Source organism: Micromonospora sp. NPDC005220 (assembly GCF_040607895.1).
Taxonomy (GTDB): domain Bacteria; phylum Actinomycetota; class Actinomycetes; order Mycobacteriales; family Micromonosporaceae; genus Micromonospora.
Genome location: NZ_JBEXHP010000006.1, coordinates 50,320 through 75,703 on the forward strand (window position 1 = coordinate 50,320; position 25,384 = coordinate 75,703).

General features: G+C 72.1%; 19 protein-coding genes. 15 read left to right on the plus strand and 4 right to left on the minus strand.

Annotated elements, in window-relative coordinates; translation table 11 throughout:
- Positions 1 to 323 precede the first annotated feature (323 nt).
- Entirely contained in the window at positions 324 to 995 is a 672-nt protein-coding gene (locus tag ABZU52_RS04410; protein WP_354969672.1) for a DUF305 domain-containing protein, read from the minus strand.
- A gap of 8 nt (positions 996 to 1,003) precedes the next feature.
- Positions 1,004 to 1,804, minus strand: coding sequence for a DUF3105 domain-containing protein (locus ABZU52_RS04415; protein ID WP_354969673.1), 801 nt, complete (start codon positions 1,802 to 1,804; stop codon positions 1,004 to 1,006).
- A gap of 97 nt (positions 1,805 to 1,901) precedes the next feature.
- Between ABZU52_RS04415 and argS the strand changes: the two genes are divergently transcribed.
- The 9 genes from argS (at position 1,902) to rho (ending at position 16,489) form a co-directional block, all read left to right on the plus strand.
- Positions 1,902 to 3,569 (plus strand): arginine--tRNA ligase, encoded by a 1,668-nt coding sequence (gene argS / locus ABZU52_RS04420; RefSeq protein ID WP_354969674.1) that lies wholly within the window; start codon positions 1,902 to 1,904, stop codon positions 3,567 to 3,569.
- Position 3,570: 1 nt separating this feature from the next.
- Positions 3,571 to 4,956, plus strand: coding sequence for a diaminopimelate decarboxylase (gene lysA, locus ABZU52_RS04425; RefSeq protein ID WP_354969675.1), 1,386 nt, complete (start codon positions 3,571 to 3,573; stop codon positions 4,954 to 4,956).
- A gap of 8 nt (positions 4,957 to 4,964) precedes the next feature.
- Positions 4,965 to 6,275 carry a homoserine dehydrogenase gene (locus ABZU52_RS04430; protein WP_354969740.1) on the plus strand — a complete coding sequence of 437 codons (1,311 nt, stop codon included), beginning with the start codon at positions 4,965 to 4,967 and terminating at the stop codon, positions 6,273 to 6,275.
- 139 nt (positions 6,276 to 6,414) lie between these two features.
- Positions 6,415 to 7,464, plus strand: coding sequence for a threonine synthase (gene thrC, locus ABZU52_RS04435; protein WP_354969676.1), 1,050 nt, complete (start codon positions 6,415 to 6,417; stop codon positions 7,462 to 7,464).
- A gap of 129 nt (positions 7,465 to 7,593) precedes the next feature.
- Positions 7,594 to 10,866 (plus strand): efflux RND transporter permease subunit, encoded by a 3,273-nt coding sequence (locus ABZU52_RS04440; RefSeq protein ID WP_354969677.1) that lies wholly within the window; start codon positions 7,594 to 7,596, stop codon positions 10,864 to 10,866.
- A 158-nt stretch (positions 10,867 to 11,024) separates the two neighbouring features.
- Entirely contained in the window at positions 11,025 to 11,843 is an 819-nt protein-coding gene (locus tag ABZU52_RS04445; RefSeq protein ID WP_354969678.1) for a polysaccharide deacetylase family protein, read from the plus strand.
- 11 nt (positions 11,844 to 11,854) lie between these two features.
- On the plus strand, positions 11,855 to 13,111 hold the full coding sequence (locus ABZU52_RS04450) for an MFS transporter (protein ID WP_354969679.1): 1,257 nt from the start codon (positions 11,855 to 11,857) through the stop codon (positions 13,109 to 13,111).
- Positions 13,112 to 13,175: 64 nt separating this feature from the next.
- Positions 13,176 to 14,120: a homoserine kinase gene (gene thrB, locus ABZU52_RS04455; protein ID WP_354969680.1), complete on the plus strand. Its 945-nt coding sequence runs from the start codon at positions 13,176 to 13,178 to the stop codon at positions 14,118 to 14,120.
- Positions 14,121 to 14,416: 296 nt separating this feature from the next.
- The gene (rho, locus tag ABZU52_RS04460; protein WP_354969681.1) at positions 14,417 to 16,489 is read left to right on the plus strand and encodes a transcription termination factor Rho; all 2,073 of its coding nucleotides are present in this window, start codon (positions 14,417 to 14,419) and stop codon (positions 16,487 to 16,489) included.
- A gap of 79 nt (positions 16,490 to 16,568) precedes the next feature.
- On the opposite strand, the gene ABZU52_RS04465 is transcribed toward rho, so the two are convergent.
- On the minus strand, positions 16,569 to 17,465 hold the full coding sequence (locus ABZU52_RS04465) for an AAA family ATPase (protein ID WP_354969682.1): 897 nt from the start codon (positions 17,463 to 17,465) through the stop codon (positions 16,569 to 16,571).
- 275 nt (positions 17,466 to 17,740) lie between these two features.
- Between ABZU52_RS04465 and rpmE the strand changes: the two genes are divergently transcribed.
- Positions 17,741 to 17,965: a 50S ribosomal protein L31 gene (rpmE, locus tag ABZU52_RS04470; protein ID WP_030333150.1), complete on the plus strand. Its 225-nt coding sequence runs from the start codon at positions 17,741 to 17,743 to the stop codon at positions 17,963 to 17,965.
- 132 nt (positions 17,966 to 18,097) lie between these two features.
- Entirely contained in the window at positions 18,098 to 19,186 is a 1,089-nt protein-coding gene (gene prfA / locus ABZU52_RS04475; protein ID WP_354969683.1) for a peptide chain release factor 1, read from the plus strand.
- Positions 19,187 to 19,338: 152 nt separating this feature from the next.
- Here prfA and ABZU52_RS04480 read toward each other — a convergent pair whose 3' ends face one another.
- Positions 19,339 to 20,883 (minus strand): GGDEF domain-containing protein, encoded by a 1,545-nt coding sequence (locus ABZU52_RS04480; RefSeq protein WP_354969684.1) that lies wholly within the window; start codon positions 20,881 to 20,883, stop codon positions 19,339 to 19,341.
- Positions 20,884 to 20,956: 73 nt separating this feature from the next.
- On the opposite strand from ABZU52_RS04480, the gene prmC reads away from it, so the two are divergent.
- The 4 genes from prmC to ABZU52_RS04500 all read left to right on the plus strand — a co-directional run bounded on the left by prmC (position 20,957) and on the right by ABZU52_RS04500 (position 25,381).
- Positions 20,957 to 21,904 (plus strand): peptide chain release factor N(5)-glutamine methyltransferase, encoded by a 948-nt coding sequence (prmC, locus tag ABZU52_RS04485; protein ID WP_354969685.1) that lies wholly within the window; start codon positions 20,957 to 20,959, stop codon positions 21,902 to 21,904.
- Positions 21,904 to 22,551 (plus strand): L-threonylcarbamoyladenylate synthase, encoded by a 648-nt coding sequence (locus ABZU52_RS04490; RefSeq protein WP_354969741.1) that lies wholly within the window; start codon positions 21,904 to 21,906, stop codon positions 22,549 to 22,551. The genes prmC and ABZU52_RS04490 overlap by 1 nt, the downstream gene beginning before the upstream one ends.
- The gene (locus tag ABZU52_RS04495; protein WP_354969686.1) at positions 22,552 to 23,163 is read left to right on the plus strand and encodes a phosphotyrosine protein phosphatase; all 612 of its coding nucleotides are present in this window, start codon (positions 22,552 to 22,554) and stop codon (positions 23,161 to 23,163) included. It begins immediately after the preceding gene.
- A gap of 106 nt (positions 23,164 to 23,269) precedes the next feature.
- Positions 23,270 to 25,381: a transglycosylase domain-containing protein gene (locus ABZU52_RS04500; RefSeq protein WP_354969687.1), complete on the plus strand. Its 2,112-nt coding sequence runs from the start codon at positions 23,270 to 23,272 to the stop codon at positions 25,379 to 25,381.
- The last annotated feature ends 3 nt before the right edge of the window (positions 25,382 to 25,384 follow it).

Sequence of the window (25,384 nt, forward strand, 5' to 3'; positions counted from 1 at the left end):
TCGGGGTGTCCCGGCCGCTCGGACAGCGCGGTTTCCTGAAAGCCGAGTCGATCAAGGCGGCCGGGCGGCCGGGGCTGGGAGGTCAGGCTGCCGGGGCTGGGAGGCCCGGGGACCGGAGGCCGGGCGGCGGGATGCGTTGGTGGGGACATGGTGCGGCCCGGGCGGCGGGGTGCGTTGGTGGGGACATGGTGCCGCCCGGGCGGCGGGGTGCGTTGGTGGGGGACATGGTGCGGCCCGGGCGGCGGATGCGTTGGTGGGGACATGGTGCGGCCCGCGCCTCCGCCGTGGCGGTGACGCGGGCCTGGTGCGTACGCCCGATCCGGTCAGCCCCTGGCTGCCTGCGCCTGGAGCTGCCGGAGGTTGTTCAGCTCGGTCTGCTGGGTGTTCTTCATGGTCTGGGCCACCCGCACGACCTCGGCGTTGTCGGTCTCGTCGAGTGCCGCGTCGATCATGTGGATGCCGCCCAGGTGGTGGGCGTACATCAGGGTCAGGAACTGCCTGTCCACCTCGATGCCCTGAGCGTCGCGCAGGGCGGTCATCTGCTGCGGCGTGGCCATGCCCGGCATCAGACCGTCAGTGACGGTGGTGCCGTCGGACATCCACGACATCGGCGGCTTCGACCCGGTCGGGCTGAGGTCCCATTCGCGCAGCCAGGTCTGCATGGCGCCGATCTCGCCCTGCTGCCCGGTGGCGATGTCGACGGCGATCTGACGCACCTCGGGGAGGGTCGCCGACCGGTACGCGATCAGGCTCATCTCCACCGCCTGCGCGTGGTGGGTGGTCATGTCCCGGGCGAAGCCCGCCTCGACCGAGGCGTCACCGGGGCGGGTGAGCCGAGGGGTGAGGAGCCCGCCGGCGTACCCGAGCAGGAGCCCCACCACCAGCAGGGCGGCCAGCGCGAGCACCCCGTAGCGCCGCGCCGGGGCCCGGCCGCCCTCCTCCGGGACGGCCTCGGCCTCGTCGTACTCGCTGTCGGTGGTGGTGGGGGCTGTCATCGACGTCCTTACTGGGTGGGCGGCTGCTGCTGGAGCTCACGCGGCGTGGTGCCGGTGGCGGTGATGCCGGTGTTGCAGAGCGCCGTCGGGCCCTCGGCGGAGGCGTTCACCCGCAGGTCCTTGATGAACTCGTCGATCCGCGAGTCGTCGGCGTTGTCGACCTTGAGCTGGTAACCCCAGGCCTGCAGCGAGATCGGCTTGTCCAGGCCCTCGTACGGGCTCATCAGCGTCTTTTCGACACCGCGCACCTTGCCGGCGAGCTTGTCGACCTGGTCCTTGGGCAGGTCCGGGCGGTAGGTGATCCACACCGCACCGTGCTCCAGGCTGTGCACCGCGTGCTCGCTGGCGATCGGGGCGTCGTACACGTCGCCCATGCAGTTCTGCCAGGCGGCGTTGTGCACCCCACCCACCGGGGGCGAGTACTTCCAGGTCAGCGGGCCCGACTTGTGCGACTCGTACTTGAGGCTCTCCGGGTCGGACTTGCGGATGTTGACGATGCCGTCGATGGCGTTGGCCCGCTTGTCCCACGGCTTGGAGCCCTGGAACGACGCCCAGGCGCCGTACCCGATGATGCCGGCCGCGAGCACGCCCACCGCGACGAAGAGCGCGATCGGACCCCAGGCGCGGCCCTGGCTCACCTTGACCGGGGTGACCGGCTTGCGCGGGCCCTTGCCGCCGGCCCGGGGGGAGCCCGTCGGCTTGCCGGAACCGGCCTTGGCGCCGGACGCCGGCCGGCCTGCGGCCGGCTTCTTGCCGGTGCTGACCACGGTCGGGCGGCGCTCAGGGCCACCCGGGGTGCTGATGCTCATCGTGCCTCGTCAAGTCGGTCGGTCAGGGGAGTGGCGGGCCGGATGACGCGCAGGGGAGCCGCCGAGTGCCCGAGTCTACCCCCGATAACATGGTTGGGTGACTCCTGCAGAACTAGCCTCGGTCGTCCTTGCCGCCGTCCACGCCGTCTTCGAGCAGCGTGGGCTCGACCGCGCCGCGCTGCCGGCGAGCACTGTGGTGGAGCGACCGCGCAACCCCGAGCACGGCGACTACGCCTCGACGCTCGCGCTGCAGTTGAGCAAGAAGGTGGGCGTCCCGCCCCGGGAGTTGGCGACGGCCCTGGCCGACGAGCTGGGTCGGGCACCGGGTATCAAATCGGTGGAAATCGCCGGGCCGGGCTTCCTGAACATCCGGCTCGACGCCGCGGCAGCCGGTCAGCTCGCCCGGGTGATCGTCGAGGCCGGCGCGGAGTACGGCCGCAGCGACCGGCTCGCCGGCGAGAAGATCAACCTGGAGTTCGTCTCGGCCAACCCGACCGGGCCGGTGCACATCGGCGGGGTGCGTTGGGCGGCAGTCGGTGACGCGCTGAGCCGGCTGCTGCGGGCCACCGGCGCCGACGTCGGCACGGAGTACTACTTCAACGACGCCGGTTCGCAGATCGACCGGTTCGCCCGGTCGCTGCTCGCCGCCGCCAAGGGCGAGCCGGCGCCGGAGGACGGTTACGGCGGTGCGTACATCGCCGAGATCGCCGCCGAGGTGCAGGCCCGCCGGCCGGAGGTGCGCTCGCTGGACGACGCCGCCGCCCAGGAGATTTTCCGGGTCGAGGGCGTCGCGCTGATGTTCGACGAGATCCGCACCTCGCTGCGCGACTTCGGGGTGGAGTTCGACACCTACTTCAACGAGAAGGACCTGCACGACCGGGGTGAACTGGACCTGGCGTTGAACCGGCTGCGCGAGCAGGGGCACCTCTACGAGTCCGAGGGCGCCACCTGGCTGCGCACCACCGACTTCGGCGACGACAAGGACCGGGTGCTGCGCAAGTCCAACGGCGAGTGGACGTACTTCGCCGCGGACTGCGCCTACTACCTGGACAAGCGGGAGCGCGGCTTCGAGCGGGTCGTGATCATGCTGGGCGCCGACCACCACGGCTACATCGGCCGGATGAAGGCGATGGCCGCCTGCTTCGGCGACGACCCGGAGCGCAACCTGGAGATCCTCATCGGGCAGCTGGTCAACCTGCTGCGCGACGGCGCGCCGATGCGGATGAGCAAGCGGGCCGGCACCGTGATCACCCTGGAGGACCTGGTCGAGGCGATCGGCGTGGACGCCTCCCGGTACGCGTTGGCCCGCTACTCCAGCGACTCCCCGATCGACATCGACATCGAGCTGTGGACCCGGGCGACCCGCGACAACCCGGTCTACTACGTGCAGTACGTGGCGGCCCGGACGGCGGGCGTGGCCCGCCAGGCCGCCGAAGTAGGCCTGGTTCGGGGCGACGCCGACGCCTTCCGCCCCGAGCTGCTCGGGCACGAGAAGGAGAACGAGCTGCTCAAGGCGCTCGCCGAGTTCCCGGCCGTGGTGGCGACCGCCGCCGAGCTGCGCGAGCCGCACCGGGTCGCGCGCTACCTGGAGGAGAGCGTCGCCGCCTCCTACCACCGGTTCTACGACACCTGCCGGGTGTTGCCGCTGGGCGACGAGGAGATCACCGACCTGCACCGCGCCCGGCTCTGGCTCAACGACGCCACCCGCACGGTGATCGCCAACGGCCTGCACCTGCTCGGCGTCTCCGCGCCCGAGAGGATGTGACATGCGGGCTCACGAGGCTGGTGCGCTGCACGCGGACATCAGCAACCAGGGGCCGGCCTGGCTGCGTACCCCGGCCGACGTCAACGACCTCGTGCCGGCGCTGTGGCCGCGGTCGGTGACCCGCGGCGCGGACGGCGCGGTCGCCGTCGCGGGCCTGAGCGTCCGCGACATCGCGGCCGAGTTCGGCACCCCGGTGTACGTCCTCGACGAGGCCGACCTGCGCTCGCGCTGCCGCGACTTCCGGGCGGCCTTCCCGACCGAGGACGTCTTCTACGCGGGTAAGGCGTTCCTCTGCCGGGCGGTGGTCCGGATGATCGCCGAGGAGGGGCTGTACCTGGACGTCTGCACCGGCGGCGAGCTGGCCACCGCGCTCTCGGCCGGGATGCCGCCGGAGCGGATCGGCTTCCACGGCAACAACAAGTCGGTCGCCGAGCTGGGTCGGGCGTTGGACGCCGGGGTGGGCCGGATCATCGTCGACTCGTTCACCGAGATCGACCGGCTCACCGCGCTGGCCCGCGAGCGCGGGGTCCGGCCCCGCGTGCTGGTCCGGGTCACGGTGGGCGTCGAGGCGCACACCCACGAGTTCATCGCCACCGCCCACGAGGACCAGAAGTTCGGCTTCTCCCTCGCGGGCGGTGCCGCCGCGAACGCCGCGTTCAAGATCCTCGACGAGGACGTGCTGGAGCTGCGCGGTCTGCACTCGCACATCGGCTCGCAGATCTTCGACGCCAGCGGCTTCGAGGTCTCGGCCCGTCGGGTGCTCGCCCTCCAGGCGCAGATCCGGGACGCGCGCGGGGTGGAGCTGCCCGAGCTGGACCTGGGCGGCGGCTTCGGCATCGCGTACACCACCCAGGACGACCCGGCGACGCCGCAGGATCTGGCCAAGCGGCTTCGCAAGATCGTCGATTCAGAGTGCGCGGCGGAGAACCTGGCCGTGCCGCACCTGTCGATCGAGCCGGGCCGGGCCATCGTCGGGCCGGCCGTGTTCAACCTCTACGAGGTCGGCACGGTGAAGGATCTCGACGGCATCCGGACGTACGTCAGCGTCGACGGCGGGATGAGCGACAACATCCGCACCGCCCTCTACGACGCGTCCTACTCGGCCACGCTGGCCTCGCGGGCCTCCGGCGCGCAGCCGTTGCTCGCCCGCGTGGTGGGAAAGCACTGTGAGTCCGGGGACATCGTGGTGAAGGATGAATTCCTGCCCGCCGACGTGCAGCCCGGAGATCTTGTCGCAGTGCCCGGCACCGGCGCCTACTGCCGGAGCATGGCCAGCAACTACAACCACGTGCCCCGGCCGCCGGTCGTGGCGGTGCGCGACGGCCAGGCGCGTCTGATCGTCCGGCGGGAGACCGAAGACGATCTGCTGGCATTGGATGTGGGATGACGTCACCTGTGCGCTTGGCACTGCTCGGCTGCGGCACGGTCGGCCAGGAGGTGGTCCGGCTGCTGCACGAGCAGTCGGCCGACCTGGCCGCCCGGATCGGCGCTCCGCTGGAGATCGCCGGCATCGCCGTCCGTCGGCTCGGCCGCGACCGCGGTGACCTGCCGGTCGACGAGAGCCTGTTCACCACCGACGCGCTCGGCCTGATCAAGCGCGACGACGTGGACGTGGTGGTCGAGGTCGTCGGCGGCATCGAGCCGGCCCGGGGCTGGCTGGTCGAGGCGCTGCGCGCCGGCAAGAGCGTGGTCACCGCCAACAAGGCGCTGCTGGCCGAGGACGGCGTGGCCCTGCACGAGGCGGCGGCCGAGGGCGGCGGCGACCTCTACTACGAGGCGTCAGTGGCCGGGGCCATCCCGCTGCTGCGCCCGCTGCGTGAGTCGCTGCACGGCGATCGGATCAACCGGGTCACCGGCATCGTCAACGGCACCACCAACTTCATCCTCTCCGCGATGGACGCGACCGGCGCCGGCTTCGCCGAGGCCCTGGAAGAGGCCACCGCTCTGGGGTACGCGGAGGCCGACCCGACCGCCGACGTGGAGGGCTTCGACGCGGCGGCGAAGGCGGCGATCCTCGCCTCGCTGGCGTTCCACACCCGGGTCGGCGCGGCCGACGTGCACCGCGAGGGCATCACCGAGGTGACCGCCGCGGACATGGCCAGCGCCCAGGCGATGGGCTGCACGATCAAGCTGCTCTGCATCGCGGCCCGGGGCGTCGACCCCACCGGCCGGGAGACGGTCAGCGTCCGGGTGCACCCGGCGATGATCCCGCGCAGCCACCCGCTGGCCAGCGTCGGGGACGCGTTCAACGCGGTCTTCGTGGAGGCGGACGCGGCCGGGCAGCTCATGTTCTACGGTCGCGGTGCGGGCGGCGCCCCGACCGCCAGCGCGGTGCTCGGCGACGTGGTGGCGGTGTCCCGTAACCGGCTCGCCGGGGTGCGCGCGGCCAGCGAGAGCGCGTACGCGGCCCTGGCGGTCCGGCCGATGGGTGAGGCGTTGACCCGCTACCACGTGAGCCTGGACGTGGCCGACCGCCCGGGTGTGCTGGCCTCGGTGGCGAGCGTGTTCGCCCGGCACGACGTGTCGATCGCGACAGTGCGGCAGGGCTCGGCCGGCGGGCCGGCGGGCCGCGACGGCGACGCCGAGTTGGTCATCGTGACGCATGTGGCGCCGGACGCCGCGCTCGCCGCCACCGTCGGCGAGCTGCGCGGTCTGGACATTGTCCGGTCCGTGACCAGTGTGCTGCGGGTCGAGGGCGACGCCTGAGTCGTTGCATCATCGACGGGGCGGCTCGCGCGTCCCGCCAGGTGGGTAAGCCGGGGTGTGCCATCGACCGCTCCGGCAGGCTGGTCCAAGGTGGCCCTGCTGTTCGGCTGGGCGCGGTGGTAGAGGCGAGGAGAGCGACATGTGGCGGGGTCTGATCGAGGCGTACCGGGATCGGCTGCCGGTCACCGCGGCCACGCCCGTCGTCACTCTGCACGAGGGGAACACCCCGCTGTTGCCGGCGCCGGTGCTGTCCGCCCGGCTCGGTTGCGACGTGTACCTGAAGGTCGAGGGCGCCAACCCGACCGGTTCGTTCAAGGACCGGGGGATGACCCTCGCGGTGTCCAAGGCGGTCGAGGCCGGTAACAAGGCCATCATCTGCGCCTCCACCGGCAACACCAGCGCCTCCGCCGCGGCGTACGCGGCTCGGGCCGGGTTGACCTGTGCCGTGTTGGTGCCGCAGGGCAAGATCGCGTTGGGCAAGCTGGCCCAGGCCCTTGTGCACGGCGCGAAGCTGCTCCAGGTGAACGGCAACTTCGACGACTGCCTCGCGACGGCCGCCAAGCTCGCCCAGGACTACCCGGTCGCGTTGGTCAACTCGGTCAACATCGACCGGTTGCACGGCCAGAAGACCGCCGCCTTCGAGATCGTCGAGGCGCTCGGTGACGCGCCCGACATCCACTGCCTGCCGGTCGGCAACGCCGGCAACATCTCCGCGTACTGGATGGGATATTCGGAGGAGATGGCCGCCGGCGCGACCACCCGGACGCCGAAGATGTACGGCTTCCAGGCCGCCGGCGCGGCCCCGATCGTGACCGGCCAGGTGGTGCCGGAGCCGTCGACCATCGCCACCGCGATCCGGATCGGCAACCCGGCGAGCTGGACCAAGGCGTTGGATGCCCGGGACGCCTCCGGTGGCCTGATCGTGTCGGTGACCGACCGGGAGATCCTCTCCGCGTACCGCCTGCTCGCCCGCGAGGTGGGCGTCTTCGTCGAGTTGGGCAGCGCGGCCAGCGTGGCCGGCCTGCTCCAGCAGGCCGCGGCGGGCGCGGTGCCGCCCGGTTCCACTGTGGTGTGCACGGTGACCGGCCACGGGCTCAAGGACCCGGAGTGGGCGATCTCCACCGCGCCGGCGCCGGTGACCATCGCGAACGACCCGCTGGCCGCGGCCCGCGCCCTCGACCTGGCCTGAGCGGCTGGTGCTCGACGGCGGGCAGGCGGCACGCGGGACGGCCCGGGGGCGGCGGGGGCCCAGGTAGGCGAGTCCGGCACACTTTCGGGTATCCCCGCCCGCATTCTCGTTCAGGAGTGAGCCAGGCCGATGTCGCTGCTCGCCAGATTCAGCCTCGCCAACCGAGGGTTGATTGCCCTCATCGCGGTGGTGACCACGGTGTTCGGAGCGTTCGCCGTGCCGTCGCTGAAGCAGCAACTGCTGCCGTCGCTCGAGTTCCCGGCCGCGTTCATCGTGGCCCCCTACCCCGGCGCCGGCCCCGAGGTCGTCGAGTCGCAGGTGACCGAGCCGATCGAGAACGCCCTCCAGGGCATCCCCGGGCTGGACAAGGTCACCTCCACGTCCCGCGAGGGTTCGGCCACCGTCCAGGTGATGTACGAGTTCGGCACCGACCTCGACGACGTGGTCAACAAGATGCAGACCGCGCTGAGCCGGATCGACTCCCAGCTTCCGGAGGGCGTCGACCCGCAGGTCATCGCGGGTAGCACCGACGACCTTCCGGCGGTGGTGCTGGCCGCCGCCGGTGGGGGCGACGAGCGGGCGCTCGCCGAGAAGCTGCGCGCGACCGTGGTGCCGGAGCTGGAGAGCATCGAGGGGGTCCGCACGGTCGAGGTGACCGGCACCCGCGACGACGTCGTGGTGGTCACCCCGGACCCGGTGAAGTTGGCCGCCGCGAAGATCCAGCCGACGGCGATCGGCGCGGCGCTGAAGACCAACGGCGTGGCGGTTCCGGCCGGCGCGGTGACCGACGGCGCGCTGGCTCTCCCGGTGCAGGTCGGCACGCCGATCGCCACCCTGGAGGAGCTGCGCGGAATCGTGATCGCCCCGGCCGCGGCACCGGTCCGCCTCGGTGACGTGGCGACCGTCGAGCAGCAGCTCGCGCCGGCCACGGCGATCACCCGGACCAACGGCAAGGACAGCCTCGGCATCGCGGTCACCGCGGCGCCGGACGGCAACGCCGTGCAGATCTCGCACGAGATCCGCGACCGGCTCGACGACCTGAAGGACGCCGCCGGCGCGGAACTGACAGTGGTCTTCGACCAGGCGCCGTTCGTCGAGAAGTCGATCGAGTCGCTGACCACCGAGGGCCTGCTGGGCCTGGTGATGGCGGTCATCGTCATCCTGGTCTTCCTGCTGTCGGTGCGCTCGACGGTGGTCACCGCGGTCTCCATCCCGCTCTCCGTGCTGGTGGCGCTGATCGCCCTGTGGATCGGTGACTACTCGCTCAACCTGCTCACCCTCGGCGCGTTGACCATCGCGGTCGGTCGGGTGGTCGACGACTCGATCGTGGTGTTGGAGAACATCAAACGACACCTGGAGTACGGCGAGGAGAAGCGGCACGCCATCGTCACCGGCGTCCGCGAGGTGGCCGGTGCGGTGACCGCGTCCACCCTCACCACGGTGGCGGTGTTCGCGCCGATCGCGCTGGTCGGCGGGTTCGTGGGCCAGCTCTTCGCGCCGTTCGCGATCACCGTGACGGTGGCCCTGCTCGCCTCGCTGCTGGTGTCGCTGACCGTGATCCCGGTCCTGGCGTACTGGTTCCTCAAGCCGCGCGGCGGCACCGCGGACGACGAGGCGGTGCGGCACGCCGCGGAGGAGAAGGAGCTGCGCAGCCCGTTGCAGCGGGCGTACCTGCCGGTGATCGGGTTCGCCACCCGCAAGCGGTCGACCCGCTGGATCACCGTCGGGCTCGGCCTGCTGGTGCTCTTCGGCACCTTTGGTCTGGCACAGAAGTTGGAGACCAACTTCCTGGACGACTCCGGCCAGGACACCCTCAACATGAGCCAGGAGCTGCCGGCCGGCAGTGGCCTGGCGGCCACCGACGCGGCGGCCAAGCAGATCGAGTCGGTGCTGTCCCGCACCGAGGGCGTCGAGACGTACCAGGTGACGGCGGGCGGTGGGGACAACCCGTGGGCGGGCGGCGGCGGCAACAACGTCGCCAACTGGTCGCTGGCGCTCGACGGCGACACCGACGCGAAGCAGATGCGTGAGGTGCTGCGCAAGGAGTTCGACAAGCTCGGCACCGGGGTGGGTGAGATCAGCTTCGGTGGCGGGCAGGAGGCGTCGACCAGCCAGCTGGAGGTGATCGTCCAGGCCAGCGACCCGGAGGTGTTGACCCGGGCCGCCGAGGAGGCGCGGGCCGCAATGGCCGGCGTTCCGGACGTCGAGGATGTCTCGACCAGCCTGGCCGAGCGGGTGCCGCGGGTCGACGTGACTGTCGACCGGGTCGCCGCCGGGCGGGTCGGGCTCACCGAGGCCGCCGTTGGGCAGCTCGTGTCGCAGGCGTTCCGGGGAGCGCCGCTGGGTCAGGTCGCGCTCGACGGCCAGCAGCAGAACGTGGTGCTGCGGTTGGGCACGCAACCGCCGATGACAGTGGAGGAGCTGCGGGCACTGCCGGTGGGTCCGGTCAAGCTGGGCGACATCGCGCAGGTCACCCAGGGCGAGGGTCCGCAGCAGGTGACCCGGATCGACGGTGAGCGCAGCGTGTCGGTGACCGGCGCGGCGACCGGCTCGAACCTGGGCGCGACCAGCACGGAGTTGCAGAAGCGGCTGGACGCCATCGACGTGCCGGGCGCGAGCTTCACCATCGGTGGTGTCAGCGCGGATCAGGCCGACGCCTTCGCGGACCTGGGCCTGGCGGTGCTGGCCGCGATCGCGATCGTCTTCCTGATCATGGTGGCCACGTTCCGTAGCCTCACCCAGGCGCTGATCCTGCTGATCTCCATCCCGTTCGCGGCGACCGGCGCGATCGGCCTGCTGTTGATCACCGGGACGCCGCTCGGTGTGCCGGCGCTGATCGGTGTGCTGATGCTGGTCGGCATCGTGGTGACAAACGCGATCGTGTTGCTCGACCTGATCAACCAGTACCGGGCGCAGGGCATGGGGGTCCAGGAGGCGGTGGTCGAAGGTGGCCGTCGCCGGCTGCGCCCGATCCTGATGACGGCGGTGGCGACCATCTTCGCGCTGCTGCCGATGGCGCTCGGGTTGACCGGTGAGGGCGGCTTCATCTCTCAGCCGCTGGCGGTCGTGGTGATCGGTGGTCTGCTCAGCTCGACGCTGCTCACGCTGATCCTGGTGCCGGCGCTGTACTCGATGGTGGAGCACACCACGGAGTCGCTGCGCACCCGGCGCGCCCGGCGGCGCTCCGGCGGGCCGGCGGTGACCACGACGGAGACCGACGAGGTGTCGGCCCCGAACCAGGTCGCGGTGCCGAGCGGCGCGCCGGCCCCGGCCGAGGGTACGCAGCCGGCCGGGCCGCCCGCGCCGTCGGCCGCGCTGGTCGAGGGTACGGACCAGTTCGAGGTGCTCCGGCTGCCCCGTAGCCGTACCTCGCCCCTGCCTCCGGCGGAGCCGACCGAGTAGGTCGCAGAGTGGTTCGGAGCGCCCCCGGCGGATTTCCGCCGGGGGCGTTCCCGTTCATCCGGCCGAAAACACTCCGACCCGACCGCCCCCACACTTTGTGTAACTTCTTGCATACTCCTCGTAGATGCGTGGGGGTGTGGGTGGATCGGGGCGGGCAGATGGCCGAAAGCGGGCGCGGGTGGGGGCGACGCGACCTGCTGCGCCGTGGCCTGCTGGTGGTGGGCGGTCTGGCCGTCGGAGCGGGGACGTCCGAGGCGTGGTGGATCACCCATCGCGAGCTGCCGATCGCCGGCGGCCCGGCCAGTGCCACCCTCGGTAGCGGCCAGCAGGATGTCGGCTCCGGCGCGCTGGAGGTCGTCTGGTCGGGGCGGACCAACCAACGCCTGGTGGCCCTCACCTTCGACGACGGCCCCGCACCACAGTGGACTCCAATGGTGCTCGACACCCTGGCCCAGCACCGGGTTCCGGCCACCTTCTTCATGGTCGGGGCGCAGGTCCGCCGGCACGCCGACGTCGTCCGCGACCGGCTCGCCGGACACGAGGTGGGCAACCACAGCTGGGAGCACCGGGACCTGGCGAAGTTGGACGCCGGCGAGGCGTACGACGACCTGCGCCGCAGCCACGACGCGATCGCCGAGCTGACCGGGACGCCGCCGGTGCTGCTTCGTCCGCCGTACGGCCACCTCGGCGGTGCGGTGCTGCACGCGGCGGCCCGGCTGGACTATCGGCTGGTGCTCTGGTCGTTGCAGATGGTGGAGCGTCAGTTCCCCGACGATCCGGCCGGCCACGCCCGGCGGATCGTGGCCGAGGTCCGACCGGGAACGATCGTGCTCGGCCACGATGTCGGGTCACCCCGGCGGCTGGTCGCGTTGCGCGGTCTGACCGACATGATCAACGGGCTACGGTCGCGCGGTTACACATTCGTCACGGTCTCGGCGCTGCTGGGAGCGGGCCTGGCTCCGAAACCGACCAGGTAGGGTCGCGCTCCGTGGCGTCCACCCTCTCTGTTCTGACCGGCAATCGGAGCTTCCGCAACCTGTTCCTCGCCGAGTTGGTGGTCTTCGGCGCCGACTGGTTCGTCATGGTGCCGCTGCTGGTGCTGCTGCCGCAGTTGACCGGCAGCGGAGTCTGGGGCGCGCTGGTGTTGGCGGTGGACACCGGCATCGTGGCGTTGCTGCTGCCGTACACCGGCACGATCGCCGACCGGTTCGACCGCCGGAAGATCATGATCGCCGCGAACGTGGCCGCGCTGGCTGGCGTGCTGTTGCTGCTGGGCGTGCGGAACGCCGGGACGGCGTGGCTGGCACTGGTCGCGATCGGCGTGGTGGCGGTCGCCAAGGCGTTCTACTCGCCGGCCGCCCAGGCCGCGCTGCCCAACGTGCTGGAGCCGCACGAACTGGCCGCCGGCAACGCCGTCGCCGGCTCGGCCTGGGGCACCATGACCGTGGTCGGTGCCTCGCTCGGCGGCGTGCTCAGCACCGCTGCCGGCCCGTACGCCTGCTTCTGGGTGGCGGCGGGCGGCCTGGCGGTGGCCGCGGGCCTCGCCACCCGGATCCGCCGGCCGTTGCAGGCCCCCCGGGACGCCGACCAACCGGCCCAGCGGACCTGGTCGGCGGTCCGCGAGGCGCTCGGCTACATCGGTCACCGCCCCCGGGTGCTCGCGCTGGTCACGGTGAAGTCGGCGGTGGGCCTGGGCAACGGCGTGCTGACCGTGTTCCCACTGCTGGCCGGGGTCTACGGTGTCGGCTCGCTCGGTGCCGGCCTGCTCTTCGCGGTACGCGGCGCGGGAGCGTTGGTGGGGCCGATCCTGATGCGCCGGGTGCTCACCAACCGGGCCTGGCTGCTGCCCGGGCTCGCGCTGTCCATGTCGCTCTACGGCCTGTCTTACCTGGGCACCTCGGTGGTGCGATGGTTCCCGCTGGTGCTGCTGCTGGTCTTCGTGGCGCACTTCGCCGGTGGCAGCAACTGGGTGATGTCGAACTTCGCGCTTCAGGGCGAGGTCCCGGACCGGCTGCGCGGCCGCGTCTTCGCCACCGACATGATGCTGGCGACGCTGGCGATCTCGGTGAGCCAACTGGCGGTGGCCCTGGTGGTGGACTCGGTCGACGAACGGGTGGTGCTCGCCGGCTGCGGTCTGATCACCGTCGTGTACGCGGTCGGCTGGCGGATCGCCACCCGTCGGCTCTCGCTCACCGATTCGGCCGCTGAGCAGGCCGCCGAGCCGGTCCCGGACCGGGCCGGCTGAGTTCGGCGGTCCCAGGCAGCGGGCGCGCCGCCGGTTCGTCGGGGCCGAGCCCTAGCATGAGCGCGTGCCGACGAACTTCACCGCCGGGCCGGTCCGGGTCCGGACTCCCGCGACCAGCGCCAACCTGGGCCCGGGCTTCGACGCGCTGGGTCTCGCCCTCGGGCTCTACGACGACGTGGCCGCGGAGGTCGCGCCGAGCGGTGCCCGGGTGACAGTGACCGGGCAGGGTGCCGGCGAGCTGCCCGACGACGACCGACACCTGGTGGTGCGGGCCATGCGCGCCGCGTTCGACGTGCTCGGGGCCCACCCCGACGGGCTGAGCGTGGAGTGCGTCAACCGGATCCCCCAGGCGCGGGGGCTGGGCTCCTCGTCCGCCGCGATCGTCGCCGGGGTGCTGCTGGCCCGTGCCCTCGTCGTCGACGGGGAGCACCGCCTCGACGACGCTGGCGCGCTCCGGCTGGCCGCCGAGATCGAGGGCCACCCCGACAACGTGGCGCCGTGCCTGCTCGGCGGTTTCACAGTGGCCTGGTCCGAGCCGGGCGGTGCCCGGGCGGTGTCCCTGCCGGTCGCCGACGCGGTGCGGCCCACAGTTTTCGTCCCGGCGGAACGCGGACTGACCGCGACCGCGCGGGCGGCTCTGCCGGCCACCGTGCCGCATGGCGACGCCGCGTTCACCGCGGGGCGGGCGGCTCTGCTGGTGCACGCGCTCACCACGGACCCGACCCTGCTGCTGCCGGCCACCGTCGACCGGCTCCATCAGGATTACCGCGCAGCCGGGATGCCAGGCACATTTTCCCTGGTCAGCGCGTTGCGTGCGGCGGGTGTGGCGGCTGTGGTCAGTGGGGCGGGGCCGACTGTCCTGGCGCTCAGCGAGCCTCCAGCGGGCTTCGGAGTGGGAACAGACTGGGAGATCTGGCAGTTACCGATAGACGTCAGCGGCGCGCGGGCCGCACGGGGTAGACTTGGACACGCCGAGCGGGACCCTGTTGCCGCAGGTCGGAAGAGTTGATTACGCTCTAGACCTAGCACAGCCGCGAAGCACGCGATCTCCTGCGGGGCGGCGCACCCCCGAAGCTCTCGGCGGTCAGCCCGTCTACCCCTGCCAAGGCCCACGCCGCACCGCAGTTTCCACAGGTCGCCGCAGACGGCGAGACCTGCTCACCGACGTTGGTGAGTCGGGATACCGACCGGCTGCTGTGTCACAGACTCCCGCGACGCGTCCTTGCGAGGCGGGTGCACCGAGGCCGCCCGGCCACCTGAGTTCCGACTCCGGGCAGTCCCGGCCTTATCGAGGGAAGGAATCCATTGAGCGACACCACCGACGTGACGTCGGATGTTTCCAACGTCGCTGGCGATGCCACCGCCGCCGCTCCCGCCCGTCGTCGGCGTAGCGGCACCGGTCTGTCGGCGATGCTGCTGCCAGAGCTGCAGAGCCTGGCTGCGTCGCTCGGCATCTCCGGCACGGCTCGCATGCGCAAGGGCGAGCTGATCGCCGCGATTTCCGAGCGGCAGGGCGGCAACGCCGCCGGGACCCCTCGACCGCGGGCCGAGGTCGCGGCCGCGGCCGCCCCGACCCGTGAGGGGGTGCGCGCCGAGGTGCGGGAGACCGCCGACCGGCCGGCAGCCGAAGGGCGCGGTGCCGAGCAGGCGCCAGCCGAGCCGGCTGCCGAGACCGAGGGCCGTAGCCGCACCCGGCGGAGCCGGACCGCGACGGCGGAGGCCCGTGCCACCGAGGCACGCCCCGCTGAGGCGCGTGCGACCGAGACGCGCACCGACGAGGCGGAAGCCGGCGAGCGGGCCGACCGTGGCGAGAACCGCCGCGACCGGGCCGAGCGTCCGGAGCGGGCCGAGCGCACCGACCGGACCGAGCGTGCCGATCGCGGTGACCGTTCCGATCGGGGTGAGCGTTCCGATCGGGGTGAGCGTTCCGATCGGGGCGAGCGTGCCGACCGGGGCGAGCGTGCCGATCGCGGCGAGCGTGCCGACCGGGGCGAGCGTTCCGATCGGGGCGAGCGTTCCGATCGGGGCGAGCGTGCCGAGCGCAACGACCGGCCCGACCGCAACGACCGCAACGACCGTGGTCAGCGCGCCGAGCGGGACAGCGACGACGAGGACGGCGAGGGTGGCGGCCGGCGCGGCCGGCGCAGCCGTTTCCGGGACCGTCGCCGTGGGCGCGGCGAGCGCACCGAGACCGGTGCCGACACCGGCGGGCGTGAGCCGCAGGTCAACGAGGACGACGTGCTCGTCCCGGTGGCCGGAATCATCGACGTGCTCGACAACTACGCCTTCGTGCGGACCACCGGTTACCTGGCCGGCCCGAACGACGTGTACGTCTCGATGTCTCAGATCAAGAAGTACGGCCTGCGCCGCGGTGACGCGATCACCGGTGCGGTGCGGGCGGCCCGCGAGGGCGGCAACAGCGGTGACCAGCGGCGCGACAAGTACAACCCGCTGATGCGGCTGGACACGATCAACGGGATGGAGCCGGAGGAGGCGCGGCGTCGTCCGGAGTTCTACAAGCTCACTCCGCTCTACCCGCAGGAGCGCCTGCGGCTGGAGACCGAGCCGCACATCCTGACCACCCGGGTCATCGACCTGGTCATGCCGATCGGCAAGGGCCAGCGGGCACTCATCCAGTCTCCGCCCAAGGCGGGTAAGACGATGGTGCTGCAGGCGATCGCGAACGCGATCACCCGCAACAACCCGGAGTGCCACCTGATGGTGGTGCTGGTGGACGAGCGGCCCGAAGAGGTCACCGACATGCAGCGGTCGATCAAGGGCGAGGTCATCGCGGCCACGTTCGACCGTCCGCCGCAGGACCACACCACTGTGGCGGAGCTGGCCATCGAGCGGGCCAAGCGCCTCGTCGAGCTTGGCCACGACGTCGTCGTGCTGCTCGACTCGGTGACCCGGCTCGGTCGGTCGTACAACCTGGCGGCGCCGGCCAGCGGCCGGATCATGTCGGGTGGTATCGACTCCACCGCGCTCTACCCGCCGAAGCGCTTCCTCGGCGCGGCCCGCAACATCGAGAACGGCGGGTCGCTGACCATCATCGCCACGGCGCTGGTGGAGACCGGGTCCATGGCGGACACGGTCATCTTCGAGGAGTTCAAGGGCACCGGCAACGCCGAGTTGAAGCTGGACCGGAAGATCGCCGACAAGCGGACCTTCCCGGCCATCGACATCAACCCGTCGGGTACGCGTAAGGAAGAGGTCCTGCTCGCACCTGAGGAGCTGGCCATCATCCACAAGCTCCGGAAGGTGCTGCACTCGCTGGACTCGCAGGCCGCGATGGATCTCCTGCTGGACCGGCTCAAGCAGTCCCGCACGAACATCGAGTTCCTGATGCAGATCGCGAAGTCGACGCCGGGGGAGTGACCCTCCTCCGCTGACCGACGACGAAGGGGCACGGCCACTGTGGCCGTGCCCCTTCGTCATGTCGAGGGCTCTCGGGCCGTCAGAAGTCGCCGTCGGCCACTTGGAAGACGGTGAGGCCGAGGGCTCGCCACATCCTGACCACTTGGACGCGGTCGTCGAAGACGCCGGCCACCCGGTAACGGTCCCGGATCTCCCGGTCGTAGATCTCCCGCTTGACGATCGAGTCCTTTCGGGAGTCGCCGACGGCCCGCAGGTGCAGGCCCAGGTAGGGCACTCGGACGTGCCGGGCCAGCCACGCCTCGGTGGCCGCGCGGGCGTAGGCGTCCCGCCCCGAGCAGAAGACCACCCCGTACCCGGCGGCGTGCATCGCCCGGACCGCCGCGATCACCGCCGTGTTCGGCTGGTCCTCGCCCACCCGGGTCATGTCGTACGGGCTGCGCGAGACGGCCAGAGCGACGGTGCCGTCGATGTCCACCAGCACGATCTCCGGTGGCTCGGTCGACGGCGGGTGCAGAACGGCGGGGCGTCCGGTGCGTGCCTCGGGCACCGGCAACGGCAGGGTCCGTCCCTCCAGGTACCGCTCGTGCAGCCGGCGGATCGCGTCCGCGCCGACCTGGTCGGCGGCCGGGCGGGCGGCGTCGCGGCGCAGGCACTCGTCCAGCGGTACGTCGGTGAAGTCGTGCACCTCGAAATCCGCGCCGTGCCGGGCGGCCAGATCGGCCCAGCCCCGCAGGGTCCGCGCGCGCAGGTTCGTGTCGTCCACGCAGACGTCCGCGCGGGCCCGCAGCAGCGCCTCTACCTGAGCCTGCTGTACGGCGGTCACCTGCGCCTCGGCCCACTGGGTGAAGAGACGCTCGCCATGCAGCATCCGGCGCAGGTCGTCCCGGTTGACCCGGGCGACGGACGGCTGGAGCGTGCGGGCGAACGTGGTCTTGCCCGAGGCGGGCAGTCCCCGGGTGGCGATCAGGCGGGTCATCGGGGCCCCTCGGGCTCGGCTGGCGTACCCCCGGCGGGGCACGCGGCGTCGGTTCGCCGGATGCGCGAATGCCCCGCCGGGCGGCGGGAATGCGGACGGGTAGGCACGTGTTGACGATGCCGGACGAGGTGTGCGGCCCGATTACCGGGTCGGCTCAGGCCCATGGCACACTGGTCAATCGGCCACCGGTTCCGGTTCACGCCCGAGCCCGTCGCGTACGGCGCGACGAGTGATGACGGCGACCCGGCGACCACCAACGAGAGGACCGAGGCGACATGAAGGCAAACATCCACCCGGAGTACGTGACCACCGAGGTCAGCTGCTCCTGTGGCAACACGTTCACGACCCGCAGCACCGCCAAGGGCGGGGCGATCCACGCCGAGACCTGCAGCGCCTGCCACCCGTTCTACACCGGTAAGCAGCGCGTTCTCGACACCGCCGGCCGGGTCGCGAAGTTCCAGCAGAAGTACGCCAAGGTTCAGGCCAAGAAGGCCAAGTAACTCCTCGTTCGGCGCCCGCGTCCGGTTTCCACCGGACGCGGGCGCCGTCCGCGTTTTCCCCCGTTTCCGTCCCGGCCGCTGGCCTCCCGGCCCGGCCCGGTCGTCGCGCACCGTCGAAGGAGCATCCGCAGCATGAGCAGCGAGCGTCTGGCCGGCCTTCTCGACGAGTACGCGGAGCTGGAGAAGCGGTTGGCCGATCCGGCCATCCACGCCGACCAGGCCACCGCGCGCAGGGTCGGCCGCCGGTACGCGGAGCTGGTGCCGCTGCACAAGGCCGCCGGCGAGTTGGAGCAGGCCCGCGCCGATCTGGCCGCGGCTCGCGAGCTGGCTGCCGAGGACCCGTCCTTCGCCGGTGAGGCGGACGCCATCGCCGGCTCCCTGCCGGTGCTGGAGGAGCGCCTCGCCGAGCTGCTCATCCCGCGCGATCCGCACGACGCCAAGGACGTGATCGTCGAGATCAAGGCCGGTGAGGGTGGCGAGGAGTCGGCGCTGTTCGCCGGTGACCTGCTGCGGATGTACACCCGGTACGCCGAGCGGCACGGCTGGGTGACCGAGGTGATCGACGCGCAGGATTCCGACCTCGGCGGGGTCAAGGACGTCTCCCTGGCGATCAAGACCAAGGGTGTGCCGGAGGGCGGCAACGGCGTCTGGTCGCGGCTCAAGTGGGAGGGCGGCGTACACCGGGTGCAGCGTGTCCCGGTGACCGAGTCGCAGGGCCGGATCCACACCAGCGCCGCCGGGGTGCTGGTGCTGCCGGAGGCCGAGGACGTCGACGTCACGATCGACCAGAACGAACTGCGCATCGACGTGTTCCGCTCGTCCGGCCCGGGTGGCCAGTCGGTGAACACCACCGACTCGGCGGTGCGGATCACCCACCTGCCGACCGGCATCGTGGTCTCCTGCCAGAACGAGAAGTCCCAGTTGCAGAACCGGGAGCAGGCGATGCGGATCCTGCGGGCCCGGCTGCTCGCCGCCGCCCAGGAGCAGGCCGACGCCGCCGCCTCGGACGCGCGCAAGGCCCAGGTGCGCACCGTGGACCGCTCGGAGCGGATCCGCACCTACAACTTCCCGCAGAACCGGATCACCGACCACCGGATCGGCTACACCGCGTACAACCTGGACCTGGCGCTCGGCGGCGACCTGGACGGGGTGCTGGACGCCCTCACCGAGGCCGACCGCGCCGCCCGCCTGGCCGGCGACACCGAACTGTCCCGCCGCTGACCGCGACCGGACTGTCCCGCCGCTGACCGCGGCCTGACGACGGCACGCCCGGTCGATCATGCAGTTATGGTGGGTGATTGTGGTGTTGTGGGCTTTTTGTGAGGCACCACAACTCCTTGATCGACCCCGCCCGGCCGGGGGGCGGGGGGCGGTCAGCTCGCGCGGGGGCGGGTCTTGGCGCGGAGCATCTCGCGGTCGGCCTGCTCGAACGCGACGCTGAGCGCGTCGCGCAGCCCGCTGCCGCCGGAGACCTCGGCGAAGCCGATGCTGACCCCGACCGGGGTGCCCGGCACCAACGATTCCCAGTCCTCCAGGCGGACCGCGGCCTCGATCCGGCGGGCCACCTCGGCGGCCTCGGCCATGCCGGTGTCCGGCAGCACCACCACGAACTCGTCGCCGCCGTAGCGGGCCACGAAGTCGCCCCGGCGCATCACCCGGTTGATCACCCCGGCGATGCGTTGCAGCACCAGGTCGCCCGAGTGGTGCCCGTGCCGGGTGTTGACCGCCTTGAAGCCGTCCAGGTCGCAGACCCCGATCACCACCCGTTCGCCGCGGGTGACCACGGCGGTGATGTACCGCTCCAACCGGCGGCGGTTGGGCAGCCCGGTGAGCGGGTCGGTCAACGCCTCGCCCTCGAAGCGCGCCGCCTCGCGGCGCATCTCCTCGTGGTCGATGCGGGCGGCGATGCCGTCGATGTACACGTCGCGCAGTCGGTCGTTGCGCTGCGCGGCGAGCCGGAACGCCAGCCGGTCGGCCCGGTGCGCCGCCAGGTGGTCCCCGGCGCGGGTCAACGCGATGCTGCGCAGCCGGGCGGGCTCGGCCGCCCCGAGCGTCTCGTTGGAGACCCGGACGGTGTCCAGTCGGGCGACCGCCTCGATCGGCCGTCCGTCGGCGACGGCGAGGCACACCTGCCCGAGCTGACGCAGGTCGCGGGCGCGGGCGCTGTCCCCACCGTGGCTGATCAACCGGGCCGGCTGGGCGCCTTCGGTCGCCACCTGGTCGCCGAGGGCGGCCTGTCGGGCGGCCGCGTAGCCGTACGCGGCGAGGCTGCTCGGGCGCAGCTGGCCGGCCCGCCCGCTGCGCACGAAGCGGGCCAGGTCGGCGGCCACGTCCCGGAGCACCCGCAGGCAACCGTCGCTGTCGCCGTTGTGGTCCAGGGCCACGGCGTTGCGCAGCCGGATGCCCGGTGCGGCGAACGTCTCCTCCGGGATTCCGGCGGTCAGCCCGAGCTGCCGGGCCCGCTCGATGGCACCCAGCGCGTACCCGTGGAAGCTGAGGTAGCTGTAGGCCATGGCCAGGTCGTGCCAGCCCCAGGCGGTGTCCCGGTCCGGGTCGGCGACGGCGCCCAGCGCCCGGGCGGCTCGGACGAGGTGCATGACGCAGCGGTCCAGTGCGCCCTGGTGGTGCGCGGCGAGCGCGGCGAGGGCGTTGAGGTGGCCGTGCAGATAGGGCTCAGCGAGGTCGCGGACCGCCGCCGACGCCTCTTCGATGGCCCGGGTGAGCTCAGCGGTCCGACCGAGATTGATCAGCGCGGAGAGGCGCTGCACCATGGCGTCCGCCCGCGCCGCCGGGTCGGTGGTGGTGCGGATCACACGCTCCAGCAGCACGTACGACTCCGCGGAGCGGCTGGCCTCCTGCAACGCTCGGGCGTGCGTGAGGGCGTCAACCTGGTCATCGACCCGGTCGAGCCAGCCCACCCGCCAACCTCCTGTCGTGCGCCTCGGGGCGCACCTGGTCGTCGCGTCGCCCGCGACGCTTCATGATTATGTCGTGAGTACTTTGCCGCAACACCCCTCCGAAGGGACAGGCCCCATCCGGCCGTCCGCCGCGGTGGCCCGAACGGCCCGCGCGCTCGCTGCCGCCGGGGTCGGCTCCGCCCGGGTGGAGGCGGAGCTGTTGGCGGCGTACGTGCTGGGTGTTCCCCGGGGTCGGCTGGCGCTCGCCGACGACCTCGGTGCCGACGAGCTGGTCCGGCTCGACGAGCTGACGCGCCGCCGCGCCGCGCGTGAGCCGTTGCAGTACCTGACCGGTCGAGCCGGGTTCCGGCACCTGGAGCTGTCGGTCGGCCCGGGGGTCTTCGTGCCCCGGCCGGAGACCGAGCTGTTGGCCGGCTGGGGCGTCGAGCAGGCCCAGGGCCGGCCCGACCCGGTGGTGGTGGACCTGTGCAGCGGCTCGGGCGCGATCGCGCTGGCGGTGGCTCAGGAGCTGCCGGCGGCGCGGGTGATCGCGGTGGAGCGGTCCCCGGCGGCGCTGGCCTGGCTGCGGCGCAACGCGGCGGAGCGGGCCGCGGCGGGGGACCGGCCGATCGAGGTGGTCGAGGCCGACGTGACAGCGCCGGACCTGCTGGCCGAACTGGTGGGCCGGGTGGACGTGCTGCTCTGCAACCCGCCGTACGTGCCGGACGACGTGCCGGTCCCGCCGGAGGTGGCCGGGCACGACCCGGCGGAGGCGGTCTTCGGCGGCCCGGACGGTCTGGTGGTGATCCGGCCGGTCATCGCCCGGGCGGCGGTGCTGCTGCGCCCGGGGGGCGTGGTCGGCGTCGAGCATGATGACACCCACGGCGCGGCGGTGCCGGCACTGCTCGCCGAGGACGGCCGCTTCACCGCTGTCGCGGAACATCTGGACCTCACCGGGCGTCCCCGCTACGCGACCGCGTCCCGACGGGCGGACGGCCAGCACGCCCCGATCGGGGCGGCGTGGCAGACTGACTCCTCGTGATGCTCTACGACTGCCGGTCGCCCGCCGATCGGGACCGCGGCATCGCTGCGGCCATCGAGGCGGTCAAGAACGGCGAGCTGGTTGTTCTTCCGACGGACACCGTGTATGGGATCGGCGCGGACGCGTTCACCCCGTACGCGGTGAAGGCGCTGCTGGATGCCAAGGGCCGGGGTCGGCAGATGCCGCCGCCGGTGCTGATCGGCTCGCGGCACACCCTGGACGGGTTGGTCTTCTCGCTGCCCACCGCCGCGCGGGACCTGGTGGAGGCGTTCTGGCCGGGTGCGCTGACCATCGTGGTCGAGCACTCGCCGAGCCTCCAGTGGGACCTGGGCGACAAGACCGGCACGGTGGCGGTGCGGATGCCGCTGCACCCGGTGGCGTTGGAGGTGCTGCGCGAGACCGGCCCGATGGCGGTGTCGTCGGCCAACAAGACCGGCCAACCGGCCGCGGTCACCGCCGACGAGGCACGTGACCAGCTCAGCTACTCGGTGCGGGCCTATCTGGAGGCCGGGCCCTGCCCGGACCCGGTGCCCAGCACGATCGTGGATCTGACCGGTGAGGTGCCGCAGCTGTTGCGGGCCGGGGCGATCCCACTGGAGAAGCTGCGCGACGTGGTTCCGGATCTCGTCGACATTCGGGCGGTCTGAGTGCCCCCGTTCACGGTTCTGCACGTCTGCATGGGCAACATCTGCCGCTCGCCGATGGCGGAGCGGCTGCTCGCCCTGGCGGTGCGGGAGCGGCTGACCCGGCGTGCGCAGGACCCGGCTCAGGCTGAGGGGCTGGTGCACAGCCACAGCGCCGGCACGGGTGGCTGGCACGCGGGCGAGGAGATGAACCCGCCGGCGGCGCGGCAGGTCACCGGCCGTGGTGGGGACGTGGCGGGGTTCGCCGCGCGCAAGCTGCGCTCGGACCACATCGACGCCGCCGACCTGATCCTGACCGCCACCGCCGACCAGCAGGAGTACGTGGTGGCGCTCCGTCCGGACGCGGCGGCCCGCACGTTCGTGCTGGGCGAGTTCGGCCGGCTGCTGGCCGCGGTGGACGCCGCCGCACTGCCGTCGGGCGAGGCCACCCCGGAGGCTGTGTACGCCCGGGGTGTGGCCCTGGTGGCGGCGGCTCACGACGCGCGGCTGGGCGCCTCGGCGCTGCCCACCGATGATCTGGACGACCCGTGGGGTCGTGGTGACCAGTGCTTCAGCCGGGTCGCCGACGAGATCGAGGAGACGGTCCACCCGCTGGCCGGCGTGCTGCTGCCCTGAGCGTGGCGCGAGTTTCCTCCGGGTTTGGGGAAAACCCGGGGCTAAAGGGGTGTTCCGGGTCATTCTGAACGGGTCCTAGCGTGACCGGCTCCTGCGGGGAGAGCTGATGATCCGGGCCCAATTCGACAAACTGCTGACCGTGGTGATCGCCGGTGTGCTGGCCGGGTTGGTGCTGGCCGTCGCCGCACTGCCGGCGGCCCTGGTGTTCGGGATCGGCTTCAGCGCCCTGTCGACGCCGTACTCGGAACTGCCGAACACACTGCTTACGCCGCCCACCGCGCAGCGCTCCAACCTCTACGCCAACGACGGCACCACACTGATCACCTCCTTCTACCAGGAGGACCGGGTGGACGTGCCGCTGCACGAGGTCGCCCCGGTGATGCGCAAGGCGATAGTGGCCGCCGAGGACGTCCGGTTCTACCAGCACAGCGGGGTCGACCTGCGGGGCGTGGTGCGCGCGTTCACCGTCAACAAGCGTGACGGCCAGACCCGGCAGGGCGCCTCCACGCTGACCATGCAGTATGTCCGCAACGTGCTCAGCAACGACCCCCGACTGACCGAGGCGCAGCGGAACGCCGCCAGCGAACTCACCACCGTGCGCAAGCTCCAGGAGATGCGGTACGCGCTCGCGTTGGAGCGGGAACTCGACAAGGAGGAAATCCTCACCCGCTACCTCAACATCGCCTACTTCGGCGCCGGGGCGTACGGCATCGCGGCGGCCAGCAAGCGGTACTTCTCCCGGTCCCCGGCCGAGTTGACCCTGGCCCAGGCGGCACTGCTCGCCGGGCTGGTGCGCTCACCGGACAGCGACGATCCGATCAACGGCGACGCCGACAGCGCGGTGGCCCGGCGGTCGTACGTGTTGGAACGGCTGGTCGAGACGGGGCAGGTGCCGGCGGACGCGGCGGCGGCGGCGCGGGCCGAACCGCTGCAACTGCGGCCCAGCGAGACCCCGAACGACTGCACCGGCGTGCCCGAGGCGCACAACGACTGGGGCTTCTTCTGCGACTGGTTCAGCCGCTGGTGGAGCAGCCAGTCCGCGTTCGGGGCGACCGCCGACGAGCGGCAGCGCACCCTGCGCCGGGGCGGGTTCTCCATCGTGTCGTCGCTGGACCCGGGGGTGCAGCGGGCCACCACCGAGCAGGTGCTGAAGATCTATCCGAGGACGAAGGCCGAGGCGGTGCCCACCGCCGTGGTGCAACCGGGCACCGGCCGGGTGCTGGCGATGTCGGTGAACCGCGCCTACAGCGTGGCGGACAACCCGATCGGGCAGAAGAACCGCCCGAACACCGTCAACCAGCTGGTCGCCGGCGGCGGCGCGATCGAGGGGTACCAGGGCGGCTCGACGTTCAAGCTCTTCACCCTGTTGGCCGCGCTGGAGGCCGGCCTGCCGCTGTCGACCGACTTCGTGGCGCCGACCCAGTTGCTCACCCGCTTCCCGGTGACCGGGGAGGCGAGTTGCGACGGACGGTGGTGCCCGGTGAACGCCAGCCCGTCGTCGATGGACGGCCCGCGCACCATGTGGAGCGCGTTCGGCCGCTCGGTGAACACCTACTTCGCCTGGCTCACCGAGAAGGTCGGTGCCGACCGGGTGGTGGAGATGGCCGAGCGGCTCGGCATCGTGCTGCGGGCCGAGTCCGACGCCAAGCTGGCCCGCTACGGCGCGAAGGACTGGGGTCCGTTCACCCTGGGGGTGGCCGCCACCACCCCGTTGGACCTGGCCACCGCGTACGCCACGGTGGCGGCCGAGGGGACCTGGTGCGCGCCGCTGCCGGTGGTGTCGATCACCGACTCGGCCGGCCGGCCGGTCGACGCCGCCAAGCCGGACTGCCGACAGGTGCTCGACACCGACGTGGCGCGGGCGGCCACCGACGCGGCCCGCTGCCCGGTCGGCGACCAGTCGATGTACGGGGGCTGCGACGGTGCCACCGCAGCGGGGCTGCGGGCGAAGCTCGGCCGACCGGTGGCGGGCAAGACCGGCAGCTCGGAACGGTACGAGACGGAGACGGTGGTGGCGTTCACGCCGCAGCTCACGGTCGCCTCGATGGCCGCGAACCCGGACGATCCTCGGGACGCCGTCGGTCAGGCCGTGCAGGCCCAGATGGTGAACGCGGTAGGTGAGGTGCTCGCCTTCGCCCTGCGCGATCAACCGGTCCGCGACTTCGTACCGCCCAGCGAACGAACCGCCTTCCAGACCCAACCCCGAGCCGGCAACTGACCC

Excerpts from the sequence above, each read along its gene's own strand:
- ABZU52_RS04415 (WP_354969673.1), bottom strand. The coding sequence starts at position 1,804 with ATGAGCATCAGCACCCCGGGTGGCCCTGAGCGCCGCCCGACCGTGGTC.
- thrC (WP_354969676.1), top strand. The coding sequence starts at position 6,415 with ATGTGGCGGGGTCTGATCGAGGCGTACCGGGATCGGCTGCCGGTCACC.
- ABZU52_RS04410 (WP_354969672.1), bottom strand. The coding sequence starts at position 995 with ATGACAGCCCCCACCACCACCGACAGCGAGTACGACGAGGCCGAGGCC.
- prfA (WP_354969683.1), top strand. The coding sequence starts at position 18,098 with ATGAGCAGCGAGCGTCTGGCCGGCCTTCTCGACGAGTACGCGGAGCTG.
- rpmE (WP_030333150.1), top strand. The coding sequence starts at position 17,741 with ATGAAGGCAAACATCCACCCGGAGTACGTGACCACCGAGGTCAGCTGC.
- ABZU52_RS04445 (WP_354969678.1), top strand. The coding sequence starts at position 11,025 with ATGGCCGAAAGCGGGCGCGGGTGGGGGCGACGCGACCTGCTGCGCCGT.
- ABZU52_RS04440 (WP_354969677.1), top strand. The coding sequence starts at position 7,594 with ATGTCGCTGCTCGCCAGATTCAGCCTCGCCAACCGAGGGTTGATTGCC.
- ABZU52_RS04465 (WP_354969682.1), bottom strand. The coding sequence starts at position 17,465 with ATGACCCGCCTGATCGCCACCCGGGGACTGCCCGCCTCGGGCAAGACC.
- ABZU52_RS04490 (WP_354969741.1), top strand. The coding sequence starts at position 21,904 with ATGCTCTACGACTGCCGGTCGCCCGCCGATCGGGACCGCGGCATCGCT.
- ABZU52_RS04500 (WP_354969687.1), top strand. The coding sequence starts at position 23,270 with ATGATCCGGGCCCAATTCGACAAACTGCTGACCGTGGTGATCGCCGGT.
- lysA (WP_354969675.1), top strand. The coding sequence starts at position 3,571 with ATGCGGGCTCACGAGGCTGGTGCGCTGCACGCGGACATCAGCAACCAG.